This window comes from Phaeocystidibacter luteus (assembly GCF_008933115.1).
GTDB lineage: Bacteria > Bacteroidota > Bacteroidia > Flavobacteriales > Schleiferiaceae > Phaeocystidibacter > Phaeocystidibacter luteus.
This window is the reverse complement of record NZ_WBVO01000012.1, coordinates 59,603-72,893: the sequence shown is the minus strand read 5'-3', so window position 1 is coordinate 72,893 and position 13,291 is coordinate 59,603. Positions and strand designations below refer to the sequence as shown.

15 protein-coding genes are annotated in these 13,291 nt (G+C 46.2%); 8 read left to right on the top strand and 7 right to left on the bottom strand.

Going from position 1 to position 13,291, the window contains the following annotated elements:
* The 8 genes from hemC (at window position 1) to F8C67_RS12775 (ending at window position 7,745) form a co-directional block, all read left to right on the top strand.
* A complete protein-coding gene (gene hemC / locus F8C67_RS12810) occupies window positions 1-915 on the top strand; it encodes a hydroxymethylbilane synthase (RefSeq protein WP_151668256.1) in 915 nt (304 codons plus the stop codon).
* Window positions 912-1,592 (top strand): uroporphyrinogen-III synthase, encoded by a 681-nt coding sequence (locus F8C67_RS12805; protein WP_151668255.1) that lies wholly within the window; start codon window positions 912-914, stop codon window positions 1,590-1,592. The genes hemC and F8C67_RS12805 overlap by 4 nt, the downstream gene beginning before the upstream one ends.
* Window positions 1,576-2,604, top strand: a complete 1,029-nt coding sequence (gene hemE / locus F8C67_RS12800; protein WP_151668254.1) for a uroporphyrinogen decarboxylase — start codon at window positions 1,576-1,578, stop codon at window positions 2,602-2,604. Before F8C67_RS12805 ends, hemE begins: the two co-directional genes overlap by 17 nt.
* A gap of 14 nt (window positions 2,605-2,618) precedes the next feature.
* Window positions 2,619-3,527: an oxygen-dependent coproporphyrinogen oxidase gene (gene hemF, locus F8C67_RS12795; RefSeq protein ID WP_151668253.1), complete on the top strand. Its 909-nt coding sequence runs from the start codon at window positions 2,619-2,621 to the stop codon at window positions 3,525-3,527.
* Between the two features lie 339 nt (window positions 3,528-3,866).
* Window positions 3,867-4,835: a porphobilinogen synthase gene (hemB, locus tag F8C67_RS12790; protein WP_151668252.1), complete on the top strand. Its 969-nt coding sequence runs from the start codon at window positions 3,867-3,869 to the stop codon at window positions 4,833-4,835.
* Between the two features lie 21 nt (window positions 4,836-4,856).
* Window positions 4,857-6,167 carry a glutamate-1-semialdehyde 2,1-aminomutase gene (gene hemL, locus F8C67_RS12785; RefSeq protein WP_151668251.1) on the top strand — a complete coding sequence of 437 codons (1,311 nt, stop codon included), beginning with the start codon at window positions 4,857-4,859 and terminating at the stop codon, window positions 6,165-6,167.
* Window positions 6,168-6,198: 31 nt separating this feature from the next.
* Window positions 6,199-7,260, top strand: coding sequence for a hypothetical protein (locus F8C67_RS12780; RefSeq protein ID WP_151668250.1), 1,062 nt, complete (start codon window positions 6,199-6,201; stop codon window positions 7,258-7,260).
* Window positions 7,260-7,745 (top strand): hypothetical protein, encoded by a 486-nt coding sequence (locus F8C67_RS12775; RefSeq protein WP_151668249.1) that lies wholly within the window; start codon window positions 7,260-7,262, stop codon window positions 7,743-7,745. Before F8C67_RS12780 ends, F8C67_RS12775 begins: the two co-directional genes overlap by 1 nt.
* Window positions 7,746-7,759: 14 nt before the next feature.
* Here F8C67_RS12775 and F8C67_RS12770 read toward each other — a convergent pair whose 3' ends face one another.
* The 7 genes from F8C67_RS12770 to F8C67_RS12740 form a co-directional block, all read right to left on the bottom strand.
* A complete protein-coding gene (locus tag F8C67_RS12770) occupies window positions 7,760-8,356 on the bottom strand; it encodes a hypothetical protein (RefSeq protein WP_151668248.1) in 597 nt (198 codons plus the stop codon).
* 702 nt (window positions 8,357-9,058) lie between these two features.
* Window positions 9,059-9,619, bottom strand: coding sequence for a hypothetical protein (locus tag F8C67_RS12765; protein WP_151668247.1), 561 nt, complete (start codon window positions 9,617-9,619; stop codon window positions 9,059-9,061).
* Window positions 9,620-9,700: 81 nt separating this feature from the next.
* Window positions 9,701-10,348 carry a hypothetical protein gene (locus F8C67_RS12760; protein WP_151668246.1) on the bottom strand — a complete coding sequence of 216 codons (648 nt, stop codon included), beginning with the start codon at window positions 10,346-10,348 and terminating at the stop codon, window positions 9,701-9,703.
* A gap of 2 nt (window positions 10,349-10,350) precedes the next feature.
* Entirely contained in the window at window positions 10,351-11,028 is a 678-nt protein-coding gene (locus F8C67_RS12755; protein WP_170266459.1) for a toxin-antitoxin system YwqK family antitoxin, read from the bottom strand.
* A 524-nt stretch (window positions 11,029-11,552) separates the two neighbouring features.
* Window positions 11,553-11,930 carry a hypothetical protein gene (locus F8C67_RS12750; protein WP_170266458.1) on the bottom strand — a complete coding sequence of 126 codons (378 nt, stop codon included), beginning with the start codon at window positions 11,928-11,930 and terminating at the stop codon, window positions 11,553-11,555.
* A gap of 224 nt (window positions 11,931-12,154) precedes the next feature.
* A complete protein-coding gene (locus F8C67_RS12745; RefSeq protein WP_151668243.1) occupies window positions 12,155-12,544 on the bottom strand; it encodes a hypothetical protein in 390 nt (129 codons plus the stop codon).
* 150 nt (window positions 12,545-12,694) lie between these two features.
* Window positions 12,695-13,228: a hypothetical protein gene (locus tag F8C67_RS12740; protein ID WP_151668242.1), complete on the bottom strand. Its 534-nt coding sequence runs from the start codon at window positions 13,226-13,228 to the stop codon at window positions 12,695-12,697.
* Window positions 13,229-13,291 lie beyond the last annotated feature (63 nt).

Sequence of the window (13,291 nt, the reverse complement as noted above, 5' to 3'; positions counted from 1 at the left end):
ATGAGCAACTCCCCTATCCGAATAGGTACACGCGACAGCAAGCTGGCGATGTGGCAAGCACACACCGTAGCCCGACTTCTTCGTATCGCAGGATTCCAAACCGAAATCGTAGCCGTTAAGAGTAAAGGAGATCTCGACACCTCCAAACCTCTTCACGAACTCGGAACTACCGGAATTTTCACGAAGGTTCTCGACGACGCTTTGGAAGACAATACGGTGGACATTGCCGTCCACTCCCTAAAGGATTACCCCACTCAACCACCAGCTGGAATTGTTCTATCAGCGCACCTAGAGCGAGAAGACCCAATGGATTTGCTCATCCCATCGGGGGACACTTCGTGGACAGACGATGTGGACAGCGCCGTGACGATTGGAACGGGAAGTATCCGCCGCAAAGCGCAATGGCTGCATCGCTATCCGAAACACACCACTGAAAACCTCCGCGGAAACGTTCAAACCCGATTGAAGAAGTTGGAGGAAAACGATTGGAGCGGAATTATCATGGCCTCCGCGGGACTTCGCCGCATGGAAGCCGTGCCCGAAAACGCAATTGCCCTCGATTGGATGATCCCGGCACCCGCACAAGGCGTTATCGGGATTACTCACCGCGATGGCGACGAAGCAGCATTGGCCGCTTGCCAAAAGCTCAACATTGAAACAGCCGAAATCACAAGTACCGTTGAACGTGCATTCTTGAGAACACTTGAAGGCGGTTGCTCGGCACCCATAGGATCACTAGCCAGAATTTCAGGAGATCAAATCTTCTTCACGGGCTGCCTTCATTCACTCGACGGAACCAAGGAAGTCAAGATTGAAAGAAACGCTGCACTATCCGAATGGCGCGAGCTCGGCAGTCGCTGGGCGAATGAGGTTATCGAACTCGGCGGCAGTGAAATTTTGAAAGAGCTCAAATGATTGGCAAACCGCACATACTCTACACCAAAGTTCTGAGCGACCATCGCCGGTCACTCCTAGAACAAATGGTTGAGGTGTCGGAAGTAATCGCTCTCGATCCAGTTACCCTGCCCATTGCCGACATGCCCGAGGTAGAGGAATGGGTGATAGTTACAAGTCCACACGCACTGGAATCCGCTCAAGAATACATCCAACGCGGATGGGGCAAAGACGCCCGATGGGCAGCCGTAGGTTTTCGTGCAAAGGACAAGCTCGAAGAATTGGGAATTGAGGCTGAGATAAAAGCGGACAACGCCCGAGCGCTTGTCGACCGACTTCCAAAAGTTGGCTCGGCCCTTTACTTGTGCGGCAAGGATAGAACGTCCACCATCGAAGACTTCATGGGAAGTTACGAGTGGGACCTCGAAATACTTGAAACATATTGGACACAACCGACGCATCCGCAGGTTGATTTCAATCAGTACGACGCCGTCGTGTTTTTCAGTCCGAGAAACGTGAGCAGCGTCCTAAAACACAACGATTGGCCATCGCATAAACCGGCCATTGCCATTGGTCCAACCACCGCTCAAGCGCTGCGCGACCACGGGATTGAACCGATGATTGTACCGGACTCTCCCGATGTACTCTTACTGACACAACAATATCTAGAACAAATAGAGAATGGAACTACAGAATGATCTACTCCTTCGCGCCCTTCGCGGAGAGGAAGTGCCACGTCCCCCTGTATGGATGATGCGTCAAGCCGGCCGCTACCTTCCTGATTTCATGAAACTGAAAGAGAAGTACCCATTCTTTGAGCGTATTTCAAATCCAGAGATGGCGACCGAAATCACCATGCAACCTATCGACCAGGTTGGTGTTGATGCCGCTATCCTCTTCTCGGATATCCTCGTGATTCCACAAGCCATGGGCATCGAAGTGCAAATGGTTCCGGGCAAAGGCCCCTATCTACCAAATCCTATTCGCGAGGAAAAGGACTTTGACCGCCTCGTAACTCCAGATGTGTACGACAGTCTCGGTTACGTGTACGAGGCTATCAAACTCACCAAAAAAGCACTGAACAACCGCGTTCCACTCATTGGTTTTGCGGGCTCACCTTGGACCATCCTCTGCTACATGGTTGAAGGTCAAGGTTCGAAAGAGTTCTCAACCGCTAAGAGTTTCTGCTTCCATCGTCCGGATTTGGCGCACAAGCTTCTCAATGCTATCACCGATGCTACCATCGCCTACTTGAAAGGCAAAATCGAAGCGGGTGTTGATGTGATTCAATTGTTTGACTCTTGGGGCGGAATGCTAAGCCAGAAAGACTATGCGGAGTTCTCGCTTCCATATCTCGATAAAATCACCAAGGCATTGATGGACGATGTTCCAGTAGTACTTTTCGGAAAAGGATGTTGGTATGCGCTAGGCGACATGTCCAAGACCGGTGCTTCAGCATTGGGCGTGGATTGGACGGTTACTCCTCAGCAGGCGCGCGAGTTTGCCGGTCCAGACATCACCCTTCAAGGGAATTTTGACCCAAGCCGACTTTTGAGTCCGATTCCGGTGATTGAAAAAATGGTGAAAGAGATGATTGATGCCTTTGGAACCCAGCGCTACATCGCGAACTTGGGTCATGGCATTCTTCCACACGTGCCAGTAGATCACGCGAAAGCATTTGTAAACGCTGTAAAGAACTATCAGAAGTGAACCAGCCGAGCCCAATGAGAGAGCGATTCGCTCAGCTTGTAAAGGAGATTCAAGATGCGATTTGTGCGCAGATTGAAGCTTTAGATGGCCGGGCAGAATTCGAAGAAGATGTTTGGGATCGTCCAGGTGGAGGCGGCGGAATTACGCGCATCATCCGCGACGGAAAAGTTTTCGAGAAAGGCGGCGTAAACACAAGCGAAGTTTACGGAACGCTTCCAGAAATGATGCAAAAGCGTTTGGGTGTAGACGGTGCCGAGTTTTTCGCCACCGGTGTATCCTTGGTTATTCACCCGGTGAACCCAATGGTGCCAACGGTACACCTCAACTACCGCTATTTTGAGATGTACAATGCCGACGGAAGCGTGAAAGACGCTTGGTTTGGTGGCGGTGCCGATCTCACCCCATACTATCTCTTTGAAGAAGACTGTGTGCACTTCCACAAGATGCACAAGGAATCTTGCGATACGATTGACGAAGCCTTCTATCCACAGTTTAAAAAACAGTGCGACGAGTACTTTGTTAACACACATAGGAATGAGAACCGCGGAATTGGCGGTATTTTCTACGACTACATGAGGGCGGATGAGAAACACTCAGCCGAGGACTTCTATCAACTGGCTAAGTCAAACGGTGCAGCATTCTTGAAGGCCTACGTTCCAATTGTAGAGAAAAGAAAGAACATTCCGTACGACGAGAACCATACCTTTTGGCAGGAAATCCGCCGAGGTAGATACGTGGAATTCAATCTTGTACACGACAGAGGAACACTCTTCGGATTGAAGACCAACGGGAGAATTGAAAGTATTTTGATGAGTCTGCCTGCCCGCGCACGCTGGGAGTACGACTTTCATCCAGAAGTAGGAACAGAAGAACATAAATTGGTGGAGGCGTTGCAGCCGCGAAACTGGATTGAAGAGGGGTGAGCCGTGAGCCTTTAGGCTTGAGGCTTGAGCCAAAAGCCAAGAGGCTTCAGGCAAAAGGCTTGAGCCATGAGGCGTGAGGCTTGGGGCCTGAGACCACAGGCCTGAGCCATGAGGCGAGAGGCCAGATGTGTAAAGCTTCAAGCAATAGACTGAAATCAGAAATGCTAGAGAACATATCTTGAGCCATAGCCAATCTTAACCTCAAGAGCCTCAAGCCTGAAGCCTGAAGCCCGAAGCCTATAACCCGCACTTCCAACAGTCCAACAGTCCAACCCTCCAACCCTCCAACCCTCCAACAGTCCATAAGTCTATTAGTCCAACCCTCTAAAAATCCAAAGAATGCACAGACCCCGCATCCTCCGCTCCTCCCCCGCCATCCGCAGCCTCGTTCAAGAATCGAGCTTGTCGGTGAACGATTTTATGGTTCCACTTTTTGTAGTGGAAGGCAAAGGCGTGAAGGAAGAGATTTCTTCTATGCCGGGGTATTATCGCTTTAGTCTGGATGTATTGAGAGACGAAGTACGCGAAATAAGTGACCTTGGATTGAAGAGCGTGTTGCTCTTTGTGAAGGTTGACGATTCGCTTAAGGACAACAGTGGAACAGAGGCCCTCAACCCCGATGGCTTGATGCAACGTGCTATTCGCACGGTGAAAGAGGTTAACCCGAACTTATTGGTGCTTACCGATGTGGCGTTGGATCCTTTCTCGAGTTATGGTCACGATGGTATTGTTGAAGATGGTAAGATTCTCAACGATGCAACGGTTGAAGTTCTTCAGCAAATGGCCGTTTCGCATATCGCCGCAGGAGCCGATTGGGTAGCACCAAGCGACATGATGGATGGGCGAATTGGGGCAATCCGACTTGCATTCGAAGAGGCTGGATACCACGACGCTGGCATCATGGCTTATAGCGCGAAATACGCGTCTTGTTTCTACGGACCTTTCCGCGATGCCTTGGACAGCGCACCTGGATTCGGCGACAAAAAGACCTACCAAATGAACCCGGCGAACATTCGCGAAGGATTGAAGGAGGCTATGCTCGATCAGGAAGAAGGTGCAGACATGTTGATGGTTAAGCCGGCTGTGGCCTACTTGGACGTCATCAAAACGATAAAAGATGAACTTCTTTTGCCTGTAAGCGCATACCATGTGAGCGGCGAATACGCCATGATCAAGGCCGCCGCCGAGAAGGGATGGCTAAATGAAAATCAGGCTATTCTAGAAACGCTGACCTCCATTAAGCGAGCGGGGGCTGACGTCATTGCCACGTATTTTGCGAAAGATGCCGCTCGACTTTTGAACTCATAATCGAACCACAAACGAACACTCATGCTTCAACCACAAGAAAGAAAGAACAGCGAACAACTCTTTGAACGTGCCGGAAAACACATTCCGGGAGGAGTAAACTCGCCTGTCCGCGCATTCAAGTCGGTAGGCGGAAACCCAATCTTCTTCTCAAGAGCGGAAGGTGCGTATGTGTTCGACGAAGACGACAACCGATACATCGACTTTATCAACTCCTGGGGGCCCATGATTCTCGGTCACGGTTTTCCGGAAGTAGTTGAAGCCGTGCAAATGCAGGCCGCGAGAGCCATGAGCTTTGGCGCGCCAACCGAGTTGGAAATCCAGCTGGCGGAAACCATCTGCGAAATGACGGGCATCGATATGGTACGCTTGGTAAACAGCGGTACCGAAGCCTGCATGAGCGCCATTCGTTTGGCCCGTGGATACACTGGAAGAGACAAAATCATCAAGTTCGAAGGTTGTTACCACGGTCATGGAGATAGCTTCCTCATCAAAGCCGGGTCAGGAGCCTCCACATTGGGTGTTCCGAACAGTCCGGGTGTTACCAAGGGAACAGCTACAGATACACTCACTGCGCCTTTCAACGATTTGGCTGCAGTTGAGAAACTCATCTCCGAGAATCCAGATCAGATTGCTGCGATCATCACCGAACCCGTGGCTGGAAACATGGGCTGCGTTCCTCCAGCAGAGGGCTATATGGAAGGCTTGCGTGCGTTGTGCGACAAGCATGGTATTGTGTTCATTATGGATGAAGTGATGACTGGCTTCCGACTGGCTCCGGGCGGCGCACAAGAAAGACTTGGCGTTGAGGCCGACCTCGTGTGCTACGGAAAAGTAATTGGTGGAGGAATGCCAGTAGGTGCATTTGGTGGGAAGCGCGAAATCTTCCAGCACATTGCACCAACAGGACCAGTTTATCAGGCCGGAACATTGAGCGGAAACCCACTAGCGGTAATTAGCGGTCTAACCACGCTGAGATACCTTCAAAACCACCCTGAGGTTTACGCACATATCGACCATATGACGGAACGTATAGAAGATGGCATGCGTGAAATTCTCGAGAACTCGAAGCTGCCGTTCACCATCAACCGTTTGGGATCGATGATCAGCATTCACTTCTGTGAGAATGAAGTAATGGATTACACTACGGCATCCGAAGGAAACAACAACTACTTCAAGCAGTTTTTCCACGGTATGTTGAACGAAGGCATCTACTTACCGCCTAGCGCTTATGAAACTTGGTTTGTGGGCAATACCATTGGCGAAAGCGAATTAGAGCACACTCTTTATGCAGCCGAACGTGTGATTGAGGAGATGTCGGCCCAAGTGAAGTAATTCATACGTTTCCATTCCTTAAATTGAGGGAATGAAACATTGGGTAGCACTTTTAGGCCTGGCCATAGTGGGTTGTCAATCTTCAAAAAAGGAAGAGAGCACCTCGATGGCCATGACGGAACCCATCGATATACAAGCGGACGAATTAGTCGTTGACCCACCTCACGACACACTGGATGTTTCGAGTTTAAGGCTCTACCAGCTTCAGGGAGTGTGGTTCAATTATGATCCAGACAGCGCCCTTGGGCATGTCCCACTTTCGGATGATTTCCGGTTTGATTGGGAGGACGAGCATCCAATTATTGCAGAAGCGTATTTGGACTCCGGCTATAGCGAGACGAACTACCACGAGATGACCCCAGAAAATCGCGCGGTATTTCTAGACTCGGTGCGAATTGCCGAGGACGATACCCTTTACATCTACGCAAGTCAGAATGATGACGTAATACGTCTACCCGTTTCAGAGTTGAAGCTAACCGCCTATGTAAACGTGTATGACCAAGGAGGCTCGAGCTACAAATCGTACGATTACATCATTGGGTTTGAGCTTCCAGAACTGGGGATGTTGAAGCGCGGAACGGGAGGTTACTTTGGACTCGGAGCCATTGGAAAAGAGAACCCATTTGTGGCTGGACGGATGGAAAATTTGTTCTGGAGTGAATCGAAAGAAGTACAGCTCACGATAGAGGACGCCTTCAAATACCCCGACCTGACCATAGATTCAGTGGACTTCACGTACTATGCGGAATGGGAGAACCTTCGGATTTACACGGCCGATTACTATCTAGCGCAAGAGCATTCTCGTGGCACGCGATATTGGCTTTTCGGAAGGGTGCTGAAGGTGATGGATAAATCTTCTGGCGATGAGATTTGCAACTACTGGATTCAGGATGGTGAAAGTACGGGATTGACTCCGCGCACGATGGCAGAACACCGCGACAGCCTCACTTCGTATCAATTTATTGGTCAGCTTTTCAAGGATGGTCCGCCTGCCCTCTACGGCATGGCTTGGGAATCTTTCGGGTGTGAATCCGTCTTTTTGATAGAGCCAAGAAAGCGGCAAGTGTACACGAGGTGTGAAAATCGACATTGATGGAAGGAAGAACGCTCTCTCAAGCCATTCAAAGAAAAATCAAGCTAGACATAGCACTTTATACGGTTGGTGTCCCGATCGCTATTGGGGTGGTGCTTTTTGTGATAAACTATTTTAAAGGAAAGGGATTTGAACTGAAGTACATTGGTCCTTTGGTTTTGATTTATAGCATTCAAAACCTATTCATATTTTACTTCGAGCTCCGTGAAAGGCTTTACCTAACTAAAGAGAGAATTACAGGAGACTCGGTTACAATCAAAGGACTCACCATCAAGAACCTCCTGTCAAAAAAATCAGAAGTTTCAACCATTGAATTGAAACTTGACAAAATTGAATCCATCAAGGTTCGGAAATCGGGTAAAAGCCGAATCGTAATTGTGAAATTCCTTAACGACGAGGACCTATATGAAAGGAAAAAGATTGTGTTGATTAAAGATCCGAGATTTCCCGAGACACAATCGTCGGTTTTGCTAGAAAGAATGTGAGAACCTCGCCGTCCCTACCCCGGCATAAAGAACCTTCCGCTCCATTTAATTTTAACCTCGGCGGTTGGGTTCTCCCCTCGGTTATCTCTTACCTCGTACACGTAGCCAGTTTCGGATTTATCGGGATGCAGACTTACCACCAAGCTATACTCGTTGGTCATGTAGCGTGAGATTCCGCGAACGGTATGTCGGAGCATTTCCGTGCGCACGGCAGGCGCAACACCAACGATCTCATCATCGTCATATTCGAACAATTGAAAATCGCGCTGCCAGACTTTATCGCCGTCGCCACTAATGCGTGACACGACCACATAGGTATTCTCTTCGCCTTCGTAAGTGCGCACTTCGTAACCGAGCCAACCTGATCTGCCGGAGATGTAGGTTTGCTTGATACGTATGTAATTGTCCTTCACTTCTTCTACGGTAAACACGGCAGAATCGTCGCGGGTGTAGGCGATGGTCAGTGACTTCTCGGTCAGAAGTTGCGCTACCTCTTGCGCCTCGAGCTCTGTCACCACATTGGGCAGTGCTGCATACACTTCCTCCCCGCTTTGAGCGAGAAGTGAGAAACTGAAGGTGAGGCTAAAAAGTAGAGATACGGCGAACTTCATGTATGGAGTGCTTTGGTGCTAAGATAGGGAAGAGCGCACTTAAAAACGACAAAGCAACGGGTCCTGTGATTTGAAATTCTCCTTGAAGCCAACAAGATTATTCTACACAATACTCAAGGCCCAGGGACAAACATCTCGACTGAAGAGGGAATACATTGTGAAACTCTCGCGCTGTCTACCTCGATTCCACTTCACCAGTGATCATTAAAACCTACCAGAAACACCCCACACGAGTCACTGTCCCTTAAAATACAACAGTCGCTATTTAGAATGGAATCGAAGCGTGCGACATAATTCATCAAATTCGAAGTTGAAGGTTCACCGAGGCTGTTTAACCACTCCAGATCTTCTATATGAATCAATATTGGGCAACCTGATAGTTCATCGGATGACAAATCAACCAGTGATGTATCTGACTTTAATCGCTGTAACTCCACATACTCAGTGCGGCTGGTAGAGAATGTTGAGATAATCTCATCCGCTACAACAAAAGGCTTCTTCGAGGTATCGGCGCTGTAAGAATTGTAAATCACAAAACTTTCAACAGTCAATTTTTCGGGACAAAATCCATAACCCTCGTTGACTCCTTTTTGGCCGCCACAGTTTGTACAGACTAGGATTAAGATTGATAGGCTCGCGAAAATTCTCATCGTCTATTGAGTCGTTTGGTAGGCCTCCTCGAAAGAGGGGAAGGCTTCAAACTTACATTTTTACAACATCGACCCTTAACGGAGACACATTCTTATAATATCTATAATTGAAAGGACGATCGTAGAATAGGTATCTCAAAAAATCTCCACCTTCAAATAGTGATACAGATAAAATGGCCCCTCCTCTACCATATTGCACTACGACTCCGTCAATTTCATCATGCCGAAAAACAGCTTTAAATGCTAGTACGATGGTTCCTGATAAACTGTAATATTGAAGTCCTAGCCCGTCAAACCTGTAATTGCGAACTTCCACGAGTTGTAGCGTATCTTCTTCATACAATGAGAGATAGTAGCCATCACCGGTAATTCTATCTACCGTTAGCGAACTAAAAAATGTGGAGTCGTTTCGATCTAGAACCAGATCACCGACTAGGGCTGTCGTATCATTCTTGAAAACATCAAGATACAGGGAATCGTAATTAGAGAAGAATAAGGTGTCGCCGCGCTCAACAACATAATCCCAAGTGAAGCTTCGCAAAGCAGGCTGTGAATTACATTCAATTGAGAAACTGAAAGTGAGGCTAAGGAGTAGAAATACGGCCAACTTCATGTACAGAGAGCTTTGGTGCTAAGATAGGGAAGAAAATGGGTGGGGATGTGGAATGAAATTACTCGGAGCATACTCAAATTCTCACCAATTAATCCAGTTCTGATAAACTTCGCACTTCAGTTCCTCATCTGTAGGTTCAAAGCTCTGAAATCTCAACACATCACTTTCTGCAATCTTCCTATCTACAGAATACGCCCCCTCCATGTAAGTCAGTTCGTTGAAGTGCACTTTTCCAATATTGTTGCCTTCATTGATGAAGGTGAGGGTGTTTCCGTTTACGGAGATAGAATCGAAAGTCTGACTCATAGAGGCATGACTACCAGTGAATTCTCGATTGTCAATTTCGTGTACGACGATATAGGAATCGAGTTTCCCGTGGTGCAAATTATGATACTCGAGCAGCCCCTTTAGGGTTTCTTCTTTTGATGGAAGGGAAAGATTGCCGTAAACAACTCTCAGAGTGTCGTTGTCCAACCAAATTGAATCAGGGATGGTGTTGTTGGCCAACAGAATGAATTCATTCGCTCGATTCTCCGAACCAACCATCTCTAAGAAGAAATTGTCTTCTCTCTTTGTCACTTTCAGTCTGGATTGGACTGATTCAAGTTTAATGACCTTGGCAATTTGCTCGATATCATCGCAGGGAGTAACATCGCTAGAACAGCTTCCGAACAGTACTGAAGCTGCGAAGGCAATACAACTGGTCCTTAATCGCATATAAAACTTCATATCTACTCCGAGTAATTCTCCTCATTAATCAACACGCCGTCCTCATCAAAATACTGCCAGACGCCAACCTTCTGAGATTCCTCTAATGGCGATTCACTCCTCACATATTCCCCTTTCGATTCTAATCTTCCATTGGGGTGATAATAATGAAACAAGCCGAACTCTCCATGCCAATCGGAAGCTTGACCTTCGAACTTTAGCTGGCCATTGGGAAAATATCCTCGAACGCGACTTACCTGTGTGCCATATTCATATTCACGCTCTTCTTTAATTCTGCCATCACAGTCATACTTCCGTCGATAAACAGATCTGTAAGGGTATTTAATATAGTCATCTTCATTGGTATTATATGCGTGCACAGACTTAAGTATTCCATTCTTGTAATACTCATATTCCCAGCAAGTATCTCGGGCACATCTTGTAAACGCCACGAGATATTGGGCTTCATCAAAATACAGAGCTGAATTCGTGTCAGATGTCTCATTAATAATCTGGAAGATACCCGTGGAATCATAGAACACCTCAATTGAGAAAGCAGAATCGGTAGATTTGAGCACAAGAACTGAATCCACTTTTAAGATGGCAGTGTCGAAAATCCGCGGGCTAACCTGAGCATTTGCATTGGATTGCTTCAAGAATAGGAAAGCGAGGAATAAGGTCGACAGGGTTAAGTTTTTCATCATCACTTTTTTTAAGCTGCTATCAACACGTCACTTCACCTTCCTAACCTTCATGAACCTGAGGAGTACTCCCTTCATAACTAGGGGTAATTACTTGATCTGAAATCGGTATGGATTTCAATTCCACATAAAAGGAATCTACTTCAGGAGTTATTCGAATTGTATCAAAGAGAGGTGTCCATAAGGGATTAGCGCTTATAGATAGGGTATACACCCCCTGGGGTAGACAAGTTCTAAAACACACTTCGGTCAACTTCAAAGTGTCGACAAACGAAGTATCTAAATTTGACACTTTAAGAATTGAAAACGGAATCGGGTCTCCTAAGTCATCAACAACATAGAACTTTTGTATGTCTGGTTTTGAAGGCTCTTGAACACAGCCAGCTAACGGAATTAGAAAAAGGAGTATATAGCGTTTCATTCGAGAAAGAGATTACTCCACTAATTTAGGAAGTTGAAAATTGGTTCGGATTCACTCCTGAATCAACAAGCAATTATCGTAGTCAACTGCGCTAGTGCGATTATCAGTGACGAGAGATTGAATCGGAATGCTTCTTTTTGATTTCACGATGATATGAAGTTAACCGATAGCCAATACTATTTGAAGTGTCGTAGCTTGGTAATACATCGTCTAAGGTGTACTCAATCCCATCAAATCCACGAGAGAATAGATAAAAGCCATCTTCATTGATTTCGTAATAAAACTCTATTCGATTTGAACCTAGCTTTGATTTATACACCTCGTAAATAGTAACTAATGAACCTTCCAGATCCAGTTGACTCAGTGAGCTCGGATAATGCCCATTCAAGGATTTATAGAATTCAATCTCCTTGACTAGCAAGTTTAATTGAGTTTGTGTCAACTTGTTATCGGCATCTCGAAACAGGCTGGTAGTACTCATGTAGAATTGAAAACCAAGGACACAAACTATCCCCATGGATATGTTTAGAACACCAACCAACAGACCTGAAGTATTTGTTCTAAAATACTTTACAACCAGAATCACGCCTAAAACCAGATTTATCAATGGAACCAAACTAAGCACTGAATATGTGATTAGCTCTGATTTGTTGATCCTGCTTTTCATGAGCATAAAGCGAGAAAGAAATGAACCTTCGACATAGCCTAGTCGCAAAGCCAATCTGAATGAATGTAGTACTTCACATTCAGCTCTTTAGTCGAAATAGGATTGGTCTTCGCAACGATTTCCACGATGCTTTCTCCGTTAGTTAATTCAGTGGGCACAGTATCCAACACAAATACTGATTGGCCATTCTTAACCACCCTAGATTGAAATCCAATTTTAGTAATGTTTGTCTTAACAAACAAAACATAATTCCGAATATAATTCCCCTCCAAACTGATTAGCACTGGGACGTTCACGAAGTTTGGGAGTTTGTCAGCACAGACTTCACGAACAGGCGATTCGGCAAGTTTCCGAAAATAGTACGCATTAAAGAATGTCCCATATAAGAATCCAATCAGCGCCATCGAGGCGATAACAATGACGAACATTCGGGTGTAATTAGTTTTTTTCAATGCGATTAAAGTATGAAGAGCGATAAGTTCTCTTCATTCGAGAAAGAGATTACTCCCCTAAGTTAGGAAGTTGGCAATTAATTCTCTTGACAATGTTTCGGCTTCTGACTCCCTGATACGCTTATTTCAATTTAGCGTATCCTGGTGTACTTCTGATTTGCGATAACCAATTTTAGTTGTCACTTCTATGCTAGGTAAAACATCGTCAGACGTAAAGGGAACCCCATCGTATCCTGACGAAAACAAGTAATAGGTATTATCATCGTTTAGAATGTAATTGTACTCTGGTGGCTCAACGCCGATGTTCACCATTATTGGATCTATTTCATTTACTCTTGGCTCTGAAAAATAAAGTTGACTCAAAGAATCGGGGTAATGATCATTTATCAATTTGTAGTATTCAATATTCTGAACTAACCCATCCATGCGTTGCTGTGAAAACATCTGAAATGATCTCTTTTCAACCTCATCAGAATTCTGGAATGTATTGACAAGACCAAAGAGTGAGATGGCACCTAGGAATAGGTTCAGAATCGCCAACAGAATTAAGAGAATACTCTTGCGCTTGACTCCGCGCGGCAATAAAACCCCACCAGTTATTAGACCAATTGATGGGAGCAACCCCATCAATGCGAGAAGAACTTCCTTTCTTGTTACCATCTTTCAGACTTGCCGTTAAATTGATTGGCCTTAGCCAATTCCCATTTCCCTGAGAGCTCTACC

Coding starts and splice junctions, on each gene's coding strand:
- hemC (WP_151668256.1), top strand. CDS start 1: ATGAGCAACTCCCCTATCCGAATAGGTACACGCGACAGCAAGCTGGCG.
- hemF (WP_151668253.1), top strand. CDS start 2,619: ATGAGAGAGCGATTCGCTCAGCTTGTAAAGGAGATTCAAGATGCGATT.
- F8C67_RS12780 (WP_151668250.1), top strand. CDS start 6,199: ATGAAACATTGGGTAGCACTTTTAGGCCTGGCCATAGTGGGTTGTCAA.
- F8C67_RS12750 (WP_170266458.1), bottom strand. CDS start 11,930: ATGAGTACTACCAGCCTGTTTCGAGATGCCGATAACAAGTTGACACAA.
- F8C67_RS12805 (WP_151668255.1), top strand. CDS start 912: ATGATTGGCAAACCGCACATACTCTACACCAAAGTTCTGAGCGACCAT.
- F8C67_RS12765 (WP_151668247.1), bottom strand. CDS start 9,619: ATGAAGTTGGCCGTATTTCTACTCCTTAGCCTCACTTTCAGTTTCTCA.
- hemE (WP_151668254.1), top strand. CDS start 1,576: ATGGAACTACAGAATGATCTACTCCTTCGCGCCCTTCGCGGAGAGGAA.
- F8C67_RS12775 (WP_151668249.1), top strand. CDS start 7,260: ATGGAAGGAAGAACGCTCTCTCAAGCCATTCAAAGAAAAATCAAGCTA.
- F8C67_RS12760 (WP_151668246.1), bottom strand. CDS start 10,348: ATGAAGTTTTATATGCGATTAAGGACCAGTTGTATTGCCTTCGCAGCT.
- F8C67_RS12770 (WP_151668248.1), bottom strand. CDS start 8,356: ATGAAGTTCGCCGTATCTCTACTTTTTAGCCTCACCTTCAGTTTCTCA.
- F8C67_RS12755 (WP_170266459.1), bottom strand. CDS start 11,028: ATGAAAAACTTAACCCTGTCGACCTTATTCCTCGCTTTCCTATTCTTG.
- F8C67_RS12745 (WP_151668243.1), bottom strand. CDS start 12,544: ATGTTCGTCATTGTTATCGCCTCGATGGCGCTGATTGGATTCTTATAT.
- hemL (WP_151668251.1), top strand. CDS start 4,857: ATGCTTCAACCACAAGAAAGAAAGAACAGCGAACAACTCTTTGAACGT.
- hemB (WP_151668252.1), top strand. CDS start 3,867: ATGCACAGACCCCGCATCCTCCGCTCCTCCCCCGCCATCCGCAGCCTC.
- F8C67_RS12740 (WP_151668242.1), bottom strand. CDS start 13,228: ATGGTAACAAGAAAGGAAGTTCTTCTCGCATTGATGGGGTTGCTCCCA.